Source organism: Streptomyces koelreuteriae (assembly GCF_018604545.1).
Classification (GTDB): domain Bacteria; phylum Actinomycetota; class Actinomycetes; order Streptomycetales; family Streptomycetaceae; genus Streptomyces; species Streptomyces koelreuteriae.
On sequence record NZ_CP075896.1, the window covers coordinates 4,682,749 to 4,699,770 of the forward strand.

Consider the following 17,022-nt stretch of genomic DNA (forward strand, 5'->3'; position numbering starts at 1 on the left):
TCCGTGATCACTTCTCTGCTGGTCGCCAACCGGGGCGAGATCGCCTGCCGCGTCTTCCGCACCTGCCGCGAACTGGGCATCCGCACCATCGCCGTCCACTCGGACGCGGACGAGGGCGCCCTCCACGCACGCGTGGCCGACGCGAGCGTACGACTTCCGGGGGAGGCGCCCGCCGACACCTATCTGCGCGGCGACCTCATCGTGAAGGCCGCCGTCGCGGCCGGCGCGGACGCCGTGCACCCCGGATACGGCTTCCTCTCCGAGAACGCCGACTTCGCCCGGGCCGTCCAGGACGCGGGCCTGCTCTGGATCGGCCCGCCCCCCGAGGCCATCGAGGCGATGGCGTCCAAGACCCGCGCCAAGCAGCTCATGGGCATCCAGCCCCTCACCCACGTCACCGAAGCCGACCTGCCCGTCCTCGTGAAGGCGGCGGCGGGCGGCGGCGGACGCGGCATGCGCGTCGTACGACGGCTCGCGGACCTGGACGCCGAACTGGCCGCCGCACGCGCCGAGGCCGCGAGCGCCTTCGGCGACGGCGAGGTCTTCGTAGAGCCGTACGTCGAGAACGGCCGCCATGTCGAGGTCCAGATCCTCGCCGACACCCACGGCACGGTCCTGCCGCTCGGCACCCGCGACTGCTCCCTCCAGCGCCGCCACCAGAAGGTGATCGAGGAGGCCCCCGCACCCGGGCTCCCCGACGAACTCCGCCAGGAGCTGAGCACCCTCGCCGCACGGGCCGCCCGGGCCGTCGACTACGTGGGCGCGGGCACGGTCGAGTTCCTCGTCGCCGACGGCAGGGCGCACTTCCTGGAGATGAACACCCGCCTCCAGGTAGAACACCCCGTGACGGAGGCCGTGTTCGGCCTGGACCTGATCGCCGCACAGCTCCGGATCGCCGAAGGCCACCCACTCGAAGGCCGCCCTCTCGAAGGCCATCCCTTCGACAACGACCCGCCACGCGCGCGTGGCCACGCCGTCGAGGCCCGCCTGTACGCCGAGGACCCGTCCCGCGACTGGGCCCCGCAGACCGGCCGCCTGCACCGCCTGTCCGTACCGGAGGGCGTCCGCCTGGACACCGGCTACACCGACGGCGACACCATCGGCGTCCACTACGACCCCATGCTCGCCAAGGTCGTCGCCCACGCTCCCACGCGAGCGGAGGCCCTCCGCACACTCGCCTCCGCCCTTGAACGGGCCGTGATCCACGGCCCCGTCACCAACCGCGACCTCCTCGTCAGCTCCCTGCGGCACGAGGAGTTCACGGCGGCCCGTATGGACACCGGCTTCTACGACCGCCACCTGCCCGACCTGACCACCCCCACCACCGACCCGCACGCCCCCCTGGCAGCCGCCTTGGCCGACGCCCACACCGGCTCCCGCGCGCCCTCCCGCTTCGGCGGCTGGCGCAACGTCCCCTCACAGCCGCAGATCAAGCGCTATGCGATGGCGGGCGAGGAGCACGAGGCCCACTACCGCCACACCCGCACGGGCCTGGAGGCGGACGGCGTGACCGTCGTACACGCGGACGCCGGTCTCGTCATCCTCGAAGTGGACGGCGTACGACGACGGTTCGAGGTGTCCCGCTACGGCGACCAGCTCTACGTCAACACCACCACCCTCACCGCCCTGCCCCGCTTCCCCGACCCGACCGCCCAGCACGCCCCCGGCTCCCTCCTGGCCCCCATGCCCGGCACGGTCGTCCGAGTGGCCGACGGCCTCACCCCAGGAACCCCCGTCAAGGCCGGTGAACCGATCCTCTGGCTCGAAGCGATGAAGATGCAGCACAAGATCACAGCGCCCGTGACGGGAACGCTGAGTGAGTTGTGTGCGGTACCAGGCCAACAGGTAGAGCCGGGCGCGCTCCTGGCAGTGGTGAAGGAGGTCTCTTCTTAGGGGCGCGGGGAACTGCGCGACAAGCCACATACGGCCCGCACGCGAAAGGACTCCTCATGGACACGGAAGACCACAAGGCACTGCGAGAAGCCGTCTCAGCCCTGGGCAAACGCCACGGCCGAGGATCCGACCCCACCCAACTCTGGTCGGAAGCAGGCAAACTGGGCTACCTGGGCGTCAACCTCCCGGAGGAGCACGGCGGCGGAGGCGGCGGCATCACAGAACTCTCCCTCGTCCTCGAAGAACTCGGCGCAACAGGCTGCCCCCTCCTCATGATGATCGTCTCCCCGGCGATCTGCGGCACAGTCATCGCCCGCTTCGGCACAGACGCCCAGAAGCAAACCTGGCTCCCGGCCCTGGCCGACGGCTCCCGCCTCATGGCCTTCGGCATCACCGAACCCGACGCCGGCTCCAACAGCCACCGCATCACCACCACCGCCCGCCGCGACCAGGACACCGGCGACTGGATCCTCACCGGCCGCAAGGTCTTCGTCTCCGGCGTGGACATCGCGGACGCGACCCTCATCGTCGGCCGTACCGAGGACGCCCGCACCGGCAGCCTCAAGCCCTGCCTGTTCATCGTCCCGCGCGACACCCCCGGGTTCGGCCGCCGCGCGATCGACATGGAACTCAACGCCACCGAGAAGCAGTTCGAGCTCACCCTCGACGACGTACGGCTGCCCGCCGACGCCCTCGTCGGCGACGAGGACGCGGGCCTGCTGCAGCTCTTCGCCGGCCTCAACCCCGAGCGCATCATGACGGCCGCCTTCGCGATCGGCATGGGCCGCTACGCGCTCGCGCGGGCCATCGAGTACGCCCGCGACCGCCAGGTCTGGAAAACCCCCATCGGCGCCCACCAGGCCATCGCGCACCCCCTCGCCCAGGCGCACATCGAGCTGGAACTCGCCCGCCTGATGATGGAGAAGGCCGCCCACCTGTACGACGCGGGCGACGACATGGGTGCCGGGGAGGCCGCCAACATGGCGAAGTACGCGGCCGGGGAGGCCTGTGTGAGGGCCGTGGACCAGGCCGTGCACACCCTCGGCGGCAACGGCCTCACCCGTGAGTACGGCCTGGCGCAGCTGATAACGGCCGCGCGCGTGGCTCGTATCGCACCGGTGAGCCGGGAGATGATTCTGAACTACGTCTCCCACCAGACCCTGGGCCTGCCCAAGTCGTACTGAGACGGCCGGAGACGGCCCGCGCGAGGAGGAACCATGTTCCGCAGCGAGTACGCAGACGTCCCGCCCGTCGACCTCCCCATCCACGACGCGGTCCTGGCCCGGGCCGCGGAGTTCGGCGGCATCCCGGCACTGATCGACGGCACCGACGGCACGACCCTGTCCTACGAGCAGCTGGACCGCTTCCACCGGCGCGTCGCCGCCGGGCTCGCCGAGGCCGGGGTGCGCAAGGGCGACGTCCTCGCCCTGCACAGCCCCAACACCATCGCCTTCCCGACCGCCTTCTACGCCGCCACGCGCGCGGGAGCCACCGTCACCACCGTGCACCCGCTCGCCACCGCCCAGGAGTTCGCCAAGCAGCTGACGGACTCGGCGGCCCGCTGGATCGTCACCGTCTCACCGCTGCTGGACGTCGCGCGCCGGGCCGCCGAACTCGCGGGCGGCGTACGCGAGATCTTCGTGTGCGACAGCGCCACCGGCCACCGCTCCCTGATCGACATGCTGGCCTCCACCGCCCCCGAGCCGGTGATCGACATCGACCCCGCCGAGGACGTGGCGGCCCTCCCGTACTCCTCCGGAACCACCGGCACCCCCAAGGGCGTGCTGCTCACCCACCGGCAGATCGCCACCAACCTCGCCCAGCTCGAAGGGGCGATTCCCGCGGGCCCCGGCGACCGCGTCCTCGCCGTCCTGCCGTTCTTCCACATCTACGGGCTCACGGCCCTGATGAACGCGCCCCTCAGGAAGGGCGCCACCGTCGTCGTCCTGCCCCGCTTCGACCTGGAACAGTTCCTCGCGGCCATCCAGAACCACCGCATCACCGCCCTCTATGTGGCCCCGCCGATCGTCCTGGCCCTCGCCAAGCACCCGGCCGTCGCGCAGTACGACCTGTCGTCCCTGAAGTACATCCTCAGCGCCGCCGCACCCCTGGACGCCCGCCTCGCCGCCGCCTGCTCCGAACGGCTCGGCCTGCCGCCCGTCGGCCAGGCCTACGGCATGACGGAACTGTCGCCCGGCACCCATGTCGTCCCCCTGGACGCGATGCGCGACGCCCCGCCCGGAACCGTCGGCAAGCTCATCGCCGGCACCGAGATGCGCGTCGTCTCCCTGGACGACCCCGGCAAGGACCTTCCCGCCGGCGAGTCCGGCGAGATCCTCATCCGCGGCCCCCAGGTCATGAAGGGCTACCTCGGCCGCCCCGACGCCACCGCCGCGATGATCGACCCCGACGGCTGGCTGCACACCGGGGACGTCGGCCATGTCGACGACGACGGCTGGCTCTTCGTCGTCGACCGCGTCAAGGAACTCATCAAGTACAAGGGCTTCCAGGTGGCCCCCGCCGAACTGGAGGCCCTCCTCCTCACCCACCCGGGCATCGCCGACGCCGCCGTCATCGGCAGATACGACGACGACGGCAACGAGGTCCCGCACGCGTACGTGGTCCGCCAGCCGTCCGCCACCGGCCTCTCGGAGGCCGAGATCATGATGTTCGTCGCCGAACGCGTCGCCCCCTACAAACGGATCCGGCACGTCACCTTCATCGTCGGCATCCCCCGCGCGGCCTCCGGCAAGATCCTCCGCCGACAGCTCAGGGAGAGCACATGAGCCTCGTGACGCGCACCCGCGCGCGTGCCGTCGAGACCCTCACCCTCGACTCACCGCACAACCGCAACGCCCTGTCGGCGGCCCTGGTCGCCGAACTCGCCGACGCCCTCACCGACGCCGGCAAGGACACCGGCGTCCGCGCGATCGTCCTCACCCACACCGGCAACACCTTCAGCGCCGGCGCCGACCTCAAGGACCCACCGCCCCCCGACGCCCTGGTCGGTCTGCTCCGGCAGATCATCGAACTGCCCAAGCCGGTCCTCGCCCGCGTCACCGGCCACGTCCGCGCGGGCGGCCTCGGCCTCCTCGCCGCCTGCGACATCGCCGCCGCCTCCACCGAGGCCACCTTCGCCTTCACGGAGGTCCGGATCGGCGTCGCCCCCGCGGTCATCTCCCTGCCCCTGCTCCCGCGCACCGACCCGCGCGCCCTGGCCCGCCACTACCTCACCGGCGAACGCTTCGACGCGGCGGAGGCACAGCGCACGGGCCTGCTCACCACACACGCCGACGATGTCGACGGGGCCCTGGCCCCCATCCTGGACGGCCTGCGCAAATCGGCCCCCGACGCCCTGGCCGAGACGAAACGGCTGCTCACGGCTAGGGTGCTGGAAGCCTTCGACCGGGACGCGGCCGACCTGACCGCGCTCTCGGCCCGGCTGTTCTCCTCCGCGCAGGCCCGCGAGGGGATGACGGCCTTCCTCGAACGACGGGATGCGGCATGGGTGGTGTGAGCACGGCCGAACGTGCGGACAGGGTCCCCAAGCAGGACCGCAGCCGGGCCACCCGGCAACGGCTCCTGGAAGCCGCCGTGGCCTGCCTCGCCGAACACGGCTGGGCCGGCTCCACCGTCTCGGTCGTCGCCGAACGCGCCGGCGTCTCCCGCGGCGCCGCACAGCACCACTTCCCGACCCGCGAGGACCTCTTCACGGCGGCCGTCGAGTACGTCGCCGAGGAACGCTCCACGGCCCTGCGCGCCCTCTTCCCCGACGGCGCGTCCGGAGACCGCCACGCGGTCGTCGCCGCCCTGGTCGACCTCTACACCGGCCCCCTCTTCCGTGCCGCCCTCCACCTCTGGGTCGCCGCCTCCAACGAGGACCAGCTCCGCCCCCGCGTCACCGAACTCGAATCCCGCGTCGGCCGCGAGACCCACCGCATAGCGGTCGACCTCCTCGCCGCCGACGAATCCCTCCCCGGCGTCCGCGAAACGGTCCAGGGCCTCCTCGACATGGCCCGAGGCCTCGGCCTCGCCAACCTCCTCACCGACGACACGACCCGCCGGGAACGGGTGGTGGAGCAGTGGGCGGGGCTGCTGGAGGAGACGCTGGGCTGAGGGGGCTGTCGGTGGCGGGGGCTACGGTTCCGGCATGGGTGACCGCTTCCAGACGATCGTCGACCTCGACGCGACCGCGACCGACGCCGAACCGCTCGCCCGCCGGGTACTGGACTGGCTCGCGGCGGAGGGCGTCGTCCTCGCCGAGCGCACCGACTGCGTGCTCGGACAGCCCCTCGGACATCTCCCCGGCCCCCACTGGGAACGGGCCGTGACCGACGACTGGGACTTCGAACCCTGGGACGGACTCGCCGTCCACACCCGCCGTACGGGCTTCACCAGCGGCGCCGACATGCCGGGCGCGGCCGTCTGCCCGCACTGCGCCTCGGCCACGCCGCTGGACGACGAGACCCGGCCACGCTTCTTCACCGCCATGCAGACCTGGCACGACACCGGCACCGCGTCCGTCGACTGCCCCGCCTGCACCACGCCCGTCGCCGTCCCGGACTGGTCCTGGGACGAGGCCCCCCTGGCCTTCGGCCACCTCGGCTTCGAGTTCTGGAACTGGCCCGACCTCACCGAGGACTTCCGCACCCGTCTCGCCGGGCAGCTGGACGGCCACCGTACGGCGTACGTCTGGGGAGATATCTGAGGCCGGCCCGTCAGGGACTCAGCCGCTCCACCCGCCAGCTCCCGTCAACCTGCTCCACATACCGCAACCGGTCATGCAACCGGTTCTCCCGCCCCTGCCAGAACTCCACCGCCTGCGGGGCCACCCGGAAGCCGCCCCAGTGCGGGGGCACGGGCACCTGCTCGCCCTCCGGATAGCGGGCGGCCAGCTCGGCGTACGCGTCGTCGAGGCCGGCGCGGGTGGAGATCACGGAGGACTGCGCGCTGGCCCACGCGCCGAGCTGGGAGCCGTGCGGCCGGGTCCGGAAGTACGCCGCCGTCTCGTCCCGGCCGGTGCGCCGCGCGACACCGGTGACGAGGACCTGCCGGGCCATCGGATGCCAGGGGAAGAGCAGCGAGACGTACGGGTTCTCCGCCAGGTCGCGGGCCTTGCGGGAGTCGTAGTTCGTGTAGAAGACGAAACCCTGCTCGTCGAAGTGCTTCAGCAGAACCGTACGGGCGCTGATCCGCCCCTCGGCGTCGGCCGTCGAGACGACCATGGCGTTCGGCTCGAACAGCCCGCCGTCCGTCGCGGCCTGCTTGAACCACCGCGCGAACTGCTCGACGGGGGTCGCGGCCAGCTCGGTCTCGGAGAGCCCCTCGGCCCGGTACTGCTTGCGCATCGAGGCCAGATCGAAGGGGACGGCGTCGCGGTCGGTCACCCGGTCATCTTGCCGTATGGACGGTGTCCTTCGTCACTGCGTGGCACTGAGTGCCGTGACCCCTCCCCAAAGGTGGCACTCGGGGATATCGTTCTGATGCCGATCCGGTTGGGTGACCGCCAGCCGCACGGGGCATCACAGGGGAGACCGGCCAGGGCCGCGAGTCGCCGCGACGACCGTGGATCCTCCGGACGGCCGCCCGCTTCGCAAGCTGACTGACACATGGTTCACCCGTCTCACCCCACCAGACACCATCTGTCACTTACATCACGAGGAGCCGCCTGATGTCCGACTTCGTACCCGGGCTCGAGGGAGTAGTCGCGTTCGAGACGGAGATCGCCGAACCCGATAAGGAGGGCGGCGCACTCCGGTACCGGGGCGTCGACATCGAGGACCTCGTCGGGCATGTCTCCTTCGGCAACGTCTGGGGCCTGCTCGTCGACGGCGCCTTCAACCCCGGCCTGCCGCCCGCCGAGCCGTTCCCCATCCCGGTCCACTCCGGTGACATCCGCGTCGACGTCCAGTCGGCCCTGGCCATGCTGGCCCCGGTCTGGGGCCTCAAGCCGCTCCTCGACATCGACGAGGAGCAGGCCCGCGCCGACCTCGCCCGCGCCGCCGTCATGGCCCTCTCCTACGTCGCCCAGTCGGCCCGCGGCCAGGGCCTGCCCATGGTCCCGCAGCGTGAGATCGACAAGGCGCAGTCCGTCGTCGAGCGCTTCATGATCCGCTGGCGCGGCGAGCCGGACCCCAAGCATGTGGCGGCGGTGGACGCGTACTGGACGAGCGCGGCCGAGCATGGCATGAACGCGTCCACGTTCACGGCCCGCGTGATCGCCTCGACGGGCGCGGACGTGGCGGCGGCCCTCTCCGGCGCCGTGGGAGCCATGTCCGGCCCGCTGCACGGCGGCGCCCCCTCCCGCGTCCTCGGCATGATCGAGGAGATCGAACGCACGGGCGACGCCGAGGCCTATGTGAAACAGGCCCTCGACAAGGGCGAGCGCCTCATGGGCTTCGGCCACCGCGTCTACCGCGCCGAGGACCCCCGGGCCCGGGTCCTGCGCCGCACCGCCCGCGAACTCGGCGCCCCCCGCTTCGAGGTCGCCGAGGCCCTGGAGAAGGCGGCCCTCGCGGAACTCCACGCCCGCCGCCCCGACCGCGTCCTCGCGACGAACGTCGAGTTCTGGGCGGCCATCGTCCTGGACTTCGCCGAGGTCCCGGCGCACATGTTCACGTCCATGTTCACCTGCGCCCGCACGGCCGGCTGGTCCGCCCACATCCTCGAGCAGAAGCGCACCGGCCGCCTGGTCCGCCCCTCGGCCCGCTACGTCGGCCCGGGCACCCGCGACCCCCGCGACATCGAGGGCTACGGCGACATCGCCCACTGACCCCACCCGAGCCCACCACCCCGACGGCCATCACCCGGAGCGCAGCGCCCCGCGTGATGGCCGTTCGCCGTCCCGCCGGCGCCCCTACTCCCCGAGCCGGTCCAGCTCCTCCCCGATCGCCTCCCGCAGCGGGGCATGCCGCGCCCCGAGCGCATACCGCTCCTCGCTCCACCGCTCCCGCGGATAGAGCCACACGGGCAGCCGTACGAGATCCTCGGGCTCCCAGTCGTACCGCGGCCACACATGCGCGTGCAGAAACCCCTCGGCATTCCCGAGAATCTCCAGATTGACCCGCCGAAACCCCGACTCCACCCGCCGACAGGCCCGCTCGACGGCCTCCCCCAGCCGGTCCATGTTCCCCAGAAACGCCAGCCGCCTGCCCCGGGGCAGCTCCGACAACCGCCGCACCGCCGGATCATCCGTCAGCAGCACCGAGTACCCGGGCAGAAACTGCACGTCCCCGATCGCCGCGAACCCGGCGTCCAGCCTCCGCAGCACGGCTGGATTCTCACCCCGCAGCGCACTGCCGACCCGGTCCTCACGCCATCCGCCCATCACGAACCACCCCCGAAAACGCAGACGACCCGCGAGCCTGGTCCTCCTGTGGAGGGCCGGCCGGACGTACCGGCGGCTCGCGGGTCGGGTGACTGCTGGAGATTGGGCCGGCTGCGCGCTTCGCTCACGCGCTGGTCCGGCACCGCACTGTGTGTGGTGACGGGCCGCTAGCCCGCAGCCACCTCACGCGTCCGGTTCTCATACATCTGCCGAACCACCTCCCTTCTCGTGTACCTGGAACCCTAAGAAACCGATCGGCCTCGCATCAACCGTTTTTCTGAGACCTTGACTCCGGGCCGCGCCCGAGGAGACGGGGTTCGTCGGCGGATGACGTGGGGAATGCCCTCGTACAACGATTCTTTCAATGTTGTGGGAACACGGTGTGCGCTGGGTCACGTTCCAGTTGAATGATTGCAAGTAGCGAACCGACGTGCGGTACGTGCGGACGCAGCCTGCAGGGGGTCCAGGTGAGTGCTTCCCGGCGTAGTGGGACCACCGACGAACTGGGGCCCGACGAGCCAGAGCCCGAGCGGGACGGCTCGGGTGGGTCCGATCTGCTTGCCGCGTTGCTGGACGGGATGGACGCGGCGCTGTGTGCCTTCGACGCCGACGGTGTCGTGACGCACTGGAACCGCGAGGCCGAGCGGATTCTCGGATGGAGCGCGGACGAGGCCGTGGGGCGGCGGGGCCTGGCCGGATGGGCCGTGCGCAGCGCGGACGCCGAGGAGGTCGAGAGCCGGCTGCTGTCGGCGATGCACGCCCCGGGCCGGCAGGTGAACGAGTTCGCGTTGCTGACGAAGGACGGCGGCCGGGTGCTCGTACGGACCCAGTCGGCGGCGGTGCGCGGGACCGACGGGAAGCCGGCGGGGGTGTACTGCGCCTTCAGCGAGGTGCACGCGCAGATCGATCTGGAGCGGTCGATCGCGCTCAGCGAGGCACTGTTCGAGGACGCCAGCTGGGGCGTCGTGCTCGTGGATGTCGACCTGCGGCCGGCCGTGGTGAACGCGCACGCGGCCAAGGCGCTGGGTACGGGCCGTACGTCCGTGCTCGGCCGGCCGCTCGGGGATCTGCTGTCGCAGGGCGTGGAGGAGCTGGAGAGCGCGCTGCAGCATGTGCTGGCCGAGGGCGCGCCGCCGGCGCCCGCCGAGGTGTGGGTGGGTGTGCGCGCGCCGGAGGGCGAGCGGCGGCGGTGCTGGCGCAGCGGCTTCGTACGGCTGGCCTCGCCGCTCGCGGAGGAGCCCGTTCCGCTGGGTGTGGGGTGGCTGTTCCAGGACGTGACGGAGGCCAAGCAGAGCGAGCAGGAGGCGTCGCTGCTGCGGTTCCGTACGCAGCAGCTGCACCGGGCCTCGCGGGCCGCCGCCGAGTGCGAGGACCCGGCGGAGGCGGCGACGGTTCATCTGGACTTCGCCCTGGCCGGGTTCGCCGACCACGCGCTGATCGACCGGGTGGCGGGCGGTGCGCTCGTCGAGGCGCAGACCGACGCGCCGGTACGGCTGGTGCGGGTCGCCGCCACTCCGTCCGGCGCGCCGGGGCCGAGCAAGCTCTCGGGCCACGCGGGGCTGCCCGCGCGGTACGCGGAGGGGCATCCGGCGCTGCAGTGCGTGGAGCGGGTCGGGGCGCTGCGGGCGAGTGCGGGGTCCGCGTCGCCCGAGGAGGCCCGGCTGTGGGCCGAGGCCCGGCAGTGGCCGCCGGACGCGGTGCACGCCCTGTGCGCGGTGCTGCGCAGCCGGGGGCGGACGCTGGGTGTGGTGACGTTCCTGCGGGGGGCCGGGCGCAGCGCGTTCGAGCGGTCCGACGCGATGTACGCGGAGGATGTGGCGATACGGATCGCGGCGTCTCTGGATCTCGCGGGGTTGTCGGACGAGCCGGTGTGAAACCGGCCCCGTGGGCTCGGTATCGCTAGGAGAACCGGTCAGTGGCGGTAGAAGAACCGGTCAGTGCCGGTAGAAGATCCGGTCCCGGTACCGCTCCATCACGCGGCTGTTCCAGTCGTGTCCGCCGTCGACGTTCCCGGAGCGCAGCAGCGGGGGCTCCAGGCCCCGGTCGGCGAGGGTGGCGGCCGTGGTGGCCATGACGGCCTGGAGGAGGGCCGAGGTGACGACCGTGGAGGCGGGGGCGAAGGGGGCCGGGACGTTGTCGAGGGTGAGTTCGGCGTCGCCGACCGCGATCTTCGAGTCGAGGACGAGGTCGCAGTGGTCCTTGAGGTACGTCCCCGAGGAGTGCCGGGACGTGGTCTCCGCGGCGTAGGCGACCGAGGTCACGCCGATGACGCGTACGCCCAGGGCGCGGGCTTTCATGGCCATTTCCACGGGGAGGGCGTTGCGCCCCGACAGGGAGATGATCAGCAGGGCGTCGCCGGCGCGGAGCGGGGAGCTGTCCAGGACGGCGCTCGCGAGGCCGTCGACGCGTTCCAGGGCGGAGCCGAGCGGCGCGGGCATGACGTCGACGCCGACGACGCCCGGTACGGCGAGCAGGTTCATGAGGGCGAGACCGCCCGCGCGGTAGACGAGGTCCTGCGCGGCGAGGGAGGAGTGCCCGGCGCCGAAGGCGAAGAGGCGGCCTCCGTCCTCGACGGTGTCGGCGAGGAGCGTGCCCGCGGCCTTGATGCTGTCGGCCTCCTCGTCGCGGACCCGCCGCAGCAGGTCGATCGCGGCGTCGAGGAACTGGCCGGCCGGCGCGCGGTCGCTCATACGGGATCCCTTCAGGATGGCCCACGATGGCCTCGGTGGGCGCGTGTCGCGCATCACGGTGCGGTCTGGACCAGTGCGGTGTCAATACGGTCGTGACGGCCGGGGCGAGGGCGCTCGGCGGGTGCTGCGCGGGGCTCTTGGGTCCGGGAAGGGCATGTTCGTACCCTTCCCTCGTGCCGCGTAATCCCCTGCTTTCCCTCCCGCGGCACGGTTGTCGGTGGTATCCGGCAGAATTGGTTGCAGGGCCAGCGCACGCGCCGGTGAGCCGTCCAGCCTCCGGCACATCTCATCGAGGGGCACGTATGTCCGGACTGATCGACACCACGGAGATGTATCTCCGCACCATCCTCGAGCTGGAGGAAGAGGGTGTGGTCCCCATGCGCGCCCGTATCGCCGAGCGGCTGGACCAGAGCGGGCCGACCGTCAGCCAGACCGTGGCGCGGATGGAGCGCGACGGCCTGGTGTCCGTCGCCAGCGACCGGCACCTGGAGCTGACCGACGAGGGCCGCCGTCTCGCCACGCGCGTGATGCGCAAGCACCGGCTCGCCGAGTGTCTGCTCGTCGACGTGATCGGGCTGGAGTGGGAGCAGGTGCACGCCGAGGCGTGCCGCTGGGAGCACGTGATGAGCGAGGCCGTGGAGCGCCGCGTGCTGGAGCTGCTGCGGCACCCGACGGAGTCGCCGTACGGCAACCCGATCCCGGGTCTGGAGGAGCTCGGCGAGAAGGACGGCGCCGACCCGTTCCTGGACGAGGGCATGGTGTCCCTGGCGACCCTCGACCCGGGGGCCGAGGGCAAGACGGTCGTGGTGCGCCGGATCGGCGAGCCGATCCAGACGGACGCGCAGCTGATGTACACGCTGCGGCGCGCGGGCGTGCAGCCCGGCTCGGTGGTCAGCGTGACCGAGTCGGCGGGCGGCGTGCTGGTGGGCAGCGGCGGCGAGGCGGCCGAGCTGGAGTCGGAGGTCGCCTCCCACGTGTTCGTCGCCAAGCCCTGAGCCCGTACGGGGCTACCAGCAGGGGCGCGGCCGACCGGGGTGACCGACCGGGGTGACCGACCGGGGTGACCGGTCGGGGCGTTCAGCCGGGGCGACCAGCTGGGGCGGCCGACCGGGAGGACCAGCCGGCGTGACCGGCCGGGGCGCCCCGGAAGGACCGGCCGGGCGACCCGCGCACGCCGCGTTGGCGTGATCCCGTCGTATCCGGGATTCAGTCCGTCGAATGGCAGCGCTCGTCCGCTTCCCGTGCGACGCTGTCGCGTGAGGCATATGACCTGAGGGCTCTTGGTCGTGGCTCGACAGCGATGTCGCCCGGCCGGGGAGGGGGCGGGAGGATGTGCCGTGGAGATGTGGAGGGCCCCGGCGCCTGGTGGCGCCGGGGCCTGTCCTCCCCTGTGCTGACCTGGAGCCCCGAGCTCTCAAGGTCATCCCCCACGGACCGGTTTCCCCGAGCGGTCCGCCTCCCGCTGAAGATCTCCCCGCAGCAGCGGCCGCCAATCCCCGGGGATGGTCACTCGAACGAGGGGTGTTGGCCGCGAGAACAGCATTCTCGAATGGGCATTCGATAGTGTGCGGGTGACGCACGGCACGGCAAGAAGGCGCAACAGGCAGAACACGGTTCACAGGACCGAACAGCCGGAGACGGCCGCGGTCCGCGCGAAGCTTGGGGGGGTGCCAGGACATGGCGCGACGCATCGACGTGACCGGGACGGGCGGCGTACGCCTCGCGGCCTGGGAGTTCGGAGACCCGCCCAAGACCGATCCGGCGCACGACCCGCACGACCGGCACGACCCGCGGCACACGAACGACCGGCACGACCCGCAGCACACGAACGCCCCGCACGACCCGCAGCACCACCACGACGTACGGCAGCCGCACGACCCGCAGCGCACGCCCGGCGCGTCGACCGCCCCGGACGGCACCCCGGGCGTGCTGTTACTGCACGGCCTGATGGGCCGCGCCTCGCACTGGGCGTCCACCGCCCGCTGGCTCTCCGGCCGGTACCGCGCCGTCGCTCTCGACCAGCGCGGCCACGGCCGTAGCGAGAAGCCCCCGCAGGGAGCCTTCTCCCGTGACGCCTACGTCGACGACGTCGAAGCCGCTCTGGAGCAGCTCGGCCTCGACCCGGTCGTCCTCATCGGCCACGCCATGGGCGCGCTGACCGCCTGGCAGCTCGCCGCCAAGCGCCCGGACCTGGTCCGCGGGCTGATCATCTGCGACATGCGGGCCTCCGCCCTCGGCGCGGCCTCGCAGCGCGAGTGGGACCAGTGGTTCCGGTCCTGGCCGCTGCCCTTCGCCACGCTCGCCGACGTCCGCAAGTGGTTCGGCGAGGACGACCCCTGGGTGGAGCGGCCCAACCCGGCCCGCGGCGCGTTCTACGCCGAGGTGATGGCCGAGTCCCCGGACGGCTGGCGCCCCGTCTTCGAACCGGAGCAGATGCTCCGCTCCCGCGAGACCTGGGTGTACGACGCGCACTGGGAGGAGCTGACCCAGGTCCGCTGCCCGGCCCTGGTCGTGCGCGGTCTCGACGGCGAGCTGGGCCGCGCCGAGGCCCAGGAGATGGTCCGCGTCCTGCCCCGCGGCCAGTACGCGGAGGTCGCCGACGCCGGCCACCTGGTCCACTACGACCAGCCGGAGGCCTGGCGCGCGGCGATCGAGCCGTTCCTGGACGCTCTCAGCACGAACTGACGGCGCGCGGGGGAGGACAGCGAGGTCACCCCTTGCTGACCGCCCCGAGGATCTCCGGAAGCCGCCGGGCCGTCTGCGGAGCCGCCAGCCGCAGCCCCAGCACCGTGAGCGCGGCCCCGTACGCCGTGCCCGTCGGCAGCAGCAGCCACGTCCAGGCCTCGCCGCCCGCGCTCACGTTCAGCCAGATCGTGAGCGCGATGACGGGCCCGCACAGCACAGCCGCGGCGATCATCCCGCCGAAGATGGAGATCCAGGCGAGCCCGGTCTGCCCCGGGGCGACGCTCTTGTAGCCCTCCTGAGGGATGGAGTAGGGGAAGCGGGCGGATGTCCACGCGCCGGTCGCGAGCATCGCGCCGAGCAGCGCGAAGGTCAGCCCCAGGGCCTCGGGCAGCCGCGGCCAGTCGCCGAGCATCGCGGTCGTCACCACGGTGACGAGGGTGGCGTACGGCAGGGTGATCAGCAGCAGGGCCAGCGCGCGGGCGCGCAGTTCGACGTAGGCGTCCCGGCGTGAGGAGATGGTCATGGCGACCATCCAGAACGCGGAGGTGTCCTGGCCGAACTGGTTGTACATCTGGATGCCGAGCATCCCGGCGGCGAAGCACGCGATGTACACGGAGCCGGTGCCCTGCCAGGCGTTGAACACGGGCACGATGAGCCCGAGGGCGAGCGAGGTCACCCAGGCGGTCTTGGTCTTGGGGTCGCGCCACACATAGCGCAGGCTGCGCTCCATGGCCGTGCCCGTACGCCCGGAGGGCAGCAGCCGCCCGAGCCCGCTCGACGACCCCTCGCGGGCGGCCGACCCGGCGGTGGGCAGCGTGGATCCGTCGGGCGAGGTCATCAACCGGGTCAGATGCCGGGACCACACCGCGAGCGCCGCCACCAGCGCACCGGCGGTCAGCGCCAGTTGGACGGCGGCCAGGCCGTACGACCCCTCGCCCACCGCGTGCACGGCGGCGATCGCCGAGGCGGGCGGCACCCACTGGAGCACGTCCGCGGCCGGGTCCAGCTCGCCGAGGCCGGCCGAACCGAGCCGCTGCGCCCCGAAGTTGACGACCTGCGCCCCGACGGCGATGACGAGCCCGCTCAGCACGGCGAGGTCGCGGCCCTTGCGGCTGCTCAGCAGCCGTACGTTGGCGGCGGCGACGGCCCGCGCGAACGCCACGCACACCAGCAGCGCCAGGGCGACCGCGACGACACCCACCGCGAACGCCGCCCCGCCCCGCGCGACCGCGATCACGGAACCGACCAGCAGGCACAGCGTGAACAGCGGCCCGATGCCGACCAGCGACGCCGTGAGCAGGGCCCGTACCAGCGGCCGGGGCCGCAGCGGCAGCATCACCAGCCGGGTCGGGTCCAGCGTCTCGTCACCACTGGGGAAGAACAGCGGCATCACCGCCCAGCCCAGCCCCAGGACCGCGACGGCCAGCACGACCAGGGACTCGACGTGCGCGTGCCCGCGCAGCGCGACCAGACCGAGCAGTTGCAGCGCGGCGAAGAGCAGGGCGAAGACGGCCGAGGCGATGTAGGCGGCCTTGCGCCCGCCGGACTGCTTCAGTCCGTTGCGCAGCAGCGACAGCTTCAGCCGTACGACGACGGGGGTGAGGGCGGGGGCACTCACCGGGCCCCGCCGCCCAGCCAGTCGAGGTCGGACCCGGCGCCACGGCTCTGCGCCCCGACGAGTTCGAGGAACGCCTGCTGCAGCGAGGGCGCGTCACCGCGCACCTCGGCGAGGGTCCCGGTGGCCCGGATCCGCCCGGCGGCCATGACGGCCACCCAGTCGCACAGCGACTCGACGAGCTCCATGACGTGGGAAGAGAACACGACCGTGGCGCCCGAGGCGGTGTACCGCTCCAGCACGCCCCGGATGGTCTGGGCGGAGACGGGGTCGACGCCCTCGAACGGCTCGTCCAGGAACAGCACTTCGGGATTGTGGAGGAGAGCGGTGGCGAGCCCGATCTTCTTGCGCATGCCGGTCGAGTAGTCGACGACGAGCTTGTGCTGGCTGCCGGCCAGATCGAGGACGTCGAGGAGCTGGGTGGCCCGCTTGTCGACCTCGGCACCGGGCAGTCCCCGCAACCGCCCGCTGTACGCCAGCAGTTCTCGCCCCGACAGCCGCTCGAACAGCCGCAGCCCCTCGGGCAGCACCCCGATCCGGGCCTTCACCTCGACGGGGTCGCGCCACACGTCGTGCCCGACCACCTCGACGGTCCCGTGATCGGGCCTGAGCAGCCCGGTCACCATCGACAAGGTGGTGGTCTTCCCGGCCCCGTTCGGCCCGACCAGCCCGATGAACTTCCCCGCCGGCAACTCAAGATCGACCCCGGCAACAGCCACCTGCTGCCCGAACCGCTTCCAGAGCCCCTGCACCCGCACAGCGCTGGATCCCACCGCGTCTCCCTCCGTCACCATGCACCCTACGGTGGCGCT

15 protein-coding genes are annotated in these 17,022 nt (G+C 72.2%); 10 read left to right on the top strand and 5 right to left on the bottom strand.

Going from position 1 to position 17,022, the window contains the following annotated elements; all coding sequences use genetic code 11:
- Positions 1-3 precede the first annotated feature (3 nt).
- The 6 genes from KJK29_RS21225 to KJK29_RS21250 are packed head-to-tail and all read left to right on the top strand — an operon-like array spanning position 4 to position 6,601.
- Positions 4-1,893 carry an acetyl/propionyl/methylcrotonyl-CoA carboxylase subunit alpha gene (locus KJK29_RS21225; protein WP_215120730.1) on the top strand — a complete coding sequence of 630 codons (1,890 nt, stop codon included), beginning with the start codon at positions 4-6 and terminating at the stop codon, positions 1,891-1,893.
- A 56-nt stretch (positions 1,894-1,949) separates the two neighbouring features.
- Positions 1,950-3,077: an acyl-CoA dehydrogenase family protein gene (locus KJK29_RS21230; RefSeq protein WP_215120731.1), complete on the top strand. Its 1,128-nt coding sequence runs from the start codon at positions 1,950-1,952 to the stop codon at positions 3,075-3,077.
- Between the two features lie 33 nt (positions 3,078-3,110).
- Positions 3,111-4,679 carry a 4-coumarate--CoA ligase family protein gene (locus KJK29_RS21235; protein WP_215120732.1) on the top strand — a complete coding sequence of 523 codons (1,569 nt, stop codon included), beginning with the start codon at positions 3,111-3,113 and terminating at the stop codon, positions 4,677-4,679.
- On the top strand, positions 4,676-5,410 hold the full coding sequence (locus KJK29_RS21240) for an enoyl-CoA hydratase family protein (RefSeq protein WP_215120733.1): 735 nt from the start codon (positions 4,676-4,678) through the stop codon (positions 5,408-5,410). Before KJK29_RS21235 ends, KJK29_RS21240 begins: the two co-directional genes overlap by 4 nt.
- Positions 5,398-6,009 carry a TetR/AcrR family transcriptional regulator gene (locus tag KJK29_RS21245; protein WP_215120734.1) on the top strand — a complete coding sequence of 204 codons (612 nt, stop codon included), beginning with the start codon at positions 5,398-5,400 and terminating at the stop codon, positions 6,007-6,009. The genes KJK29_RS21240 and KJK29_RS21245 overlap by 13 nt, the downstream gene beginning before the upstream one ends.
- Positions 6,010-6,043: 34 nt before the next feature.
- Positions 6,044-6,601 carry a hypothetical protein gene (locus tag KJK29_RS21250; protein ID WP_215120735.1) on the top strand — a complete coding sequence of 186 codons (558 nt, stop codon included), beginning with the start codon at positions 6,044-6,046 and terminating at the stop codon, positions 6,599-6,601.
- Positions 6,602-6,611: 10 nt separating this feature from the next.
- Here KJK29_RS21250 and pdxH read toward each other — a convergent pair whose 3' ends face one another.
- Complete coding sequence (pdxH, locus tag KJK29_RS21255) at positions 6,612-7,280, bottom strand: pyridoxamine 5'-phosphate oxidase (RefSeq protein ID WP_215120736.1); 669 nt, start codon at positions 7,278-7,280, stop codon at positions 6,612-6,614.
- Positions 7,281-7,564: 284 nt separating this feature from the next.
- Here pdxH and KJK29_RS21260 point away from each other — a divergent pair, with 284 nt between their 5' ends.
- Positions 7,565-8,665, top strand: coding sequence for a citrate synthase 2 (locus tag KJK29_RS21260; RefSeq protein ID WP_215120737.1), 1,101 nt, complete (start codon positions 7,565-7,567; stop codon positions 8,663-8,665).
- A gap of 84 nt (positions 8,666-8,749) precedes the next feature.
- Here KJK29_RS21260 and KJK29_RS21265 read toward each other — a convergent pair whose 3' ends face one another.
- Complete coding sequence (locus KJK29_RS21265; protein WP_370869151.1) at positions 8,750-9,220, bottom strand: diadenosine tetraphosphate hydrolase; 471 nt, start codon at positions 9,218-9,220, stop codon at positions 8,750-8,752.
- A gap of 407 nt (positions 9,221-9,627) precedes the next feature.
- On the opposite strand from KJK29_RS21265, the gene KJK29_RS21270 reads away from it, so the two are divergent.
- A complete protein-coding gene (locus KJK29_RS21270) occupies positions 9,628-11,094 on the top strand; it encodes a PAS domain-containing protein (protein WP_215120739.1) in 1,467 nt (488 codons plus the stop codon).
- A gap of 60 nt (positions 11,095-11,154) precedes the next feature.
- On the opposite strand, the gene KJK29_RS21275 is transcribed toward KJK29_RS21270, so the two are convergent.
- Positions 11,155-11,910, bottom strand: a complete 756-nt coding sequence (locus tag KJK29_RS21275) for an SIS domain-containing protein (protein WP_215120740.1) — start codon at positions 11,908-11,910, stop codon at positions 11,155-11,157.
- Between the two features lie 302 nt (positions 11,911-12,212).
- Between KJK29_RS21275 and KJK29_RS21280 the strand changes: the two genes are divergently transcribed.
- Positions 12,213-12,905, top strand: coding sequence for a metal-dependent transcriptional regulator (locus KJK29_RS21280; protein ID WP_215120741.1), 693 nt, complete (start codon positions 12,213-12,215; stop codon positions 12,903-12,905).
- A 682-nt stretch (positions 12,906-13,587) separates the two neighbouring features.
- Positions 13,588-14,595: an alpha/beta fold hydrolase gene (locus KJK29_RS21285; RefSeq protein WP_215120742.1), complete on the top strand. Its 1,008-nt coding sequence runs from the start codon at positions 13,588-13,590 to the stop codon at positions 14,593-14,595.
- Positions 14,596-14,620: 25 nt separating this feature from the next.
- On the opposite strand, the gene KJK29_RS21290 is transcribed toward KJK29_RS21285, so the two are convergent.
- Positions 14,621-16,213 carry a transporter gene (locus tag KJK29_RS21290; RefSeq protein WP_215120743.1) on the bottom strand — a complete coding sequence of 531 codons (1,593 nt, stop codon included), beginning with the start codon at positions 16,211-16,213 and terminating at the stop codon, positions 14,621-14,623.
- Entirely contained in the window at positions 16,210-17,004 is a 795-nt protein-coding gene (locus KJK29_RS21295; protein WP_215120744.1) for an ABC transporter ATP-binding protein, read from the bottom strand. The genes KJK29_RS21290 and KJK29_RS21295 overlap by 4 nt, the downstream gene beginning before the upstream one ends.
- Between the last annotated feature and the right edge of the window lie 18 nt (positions 17,005-17,022).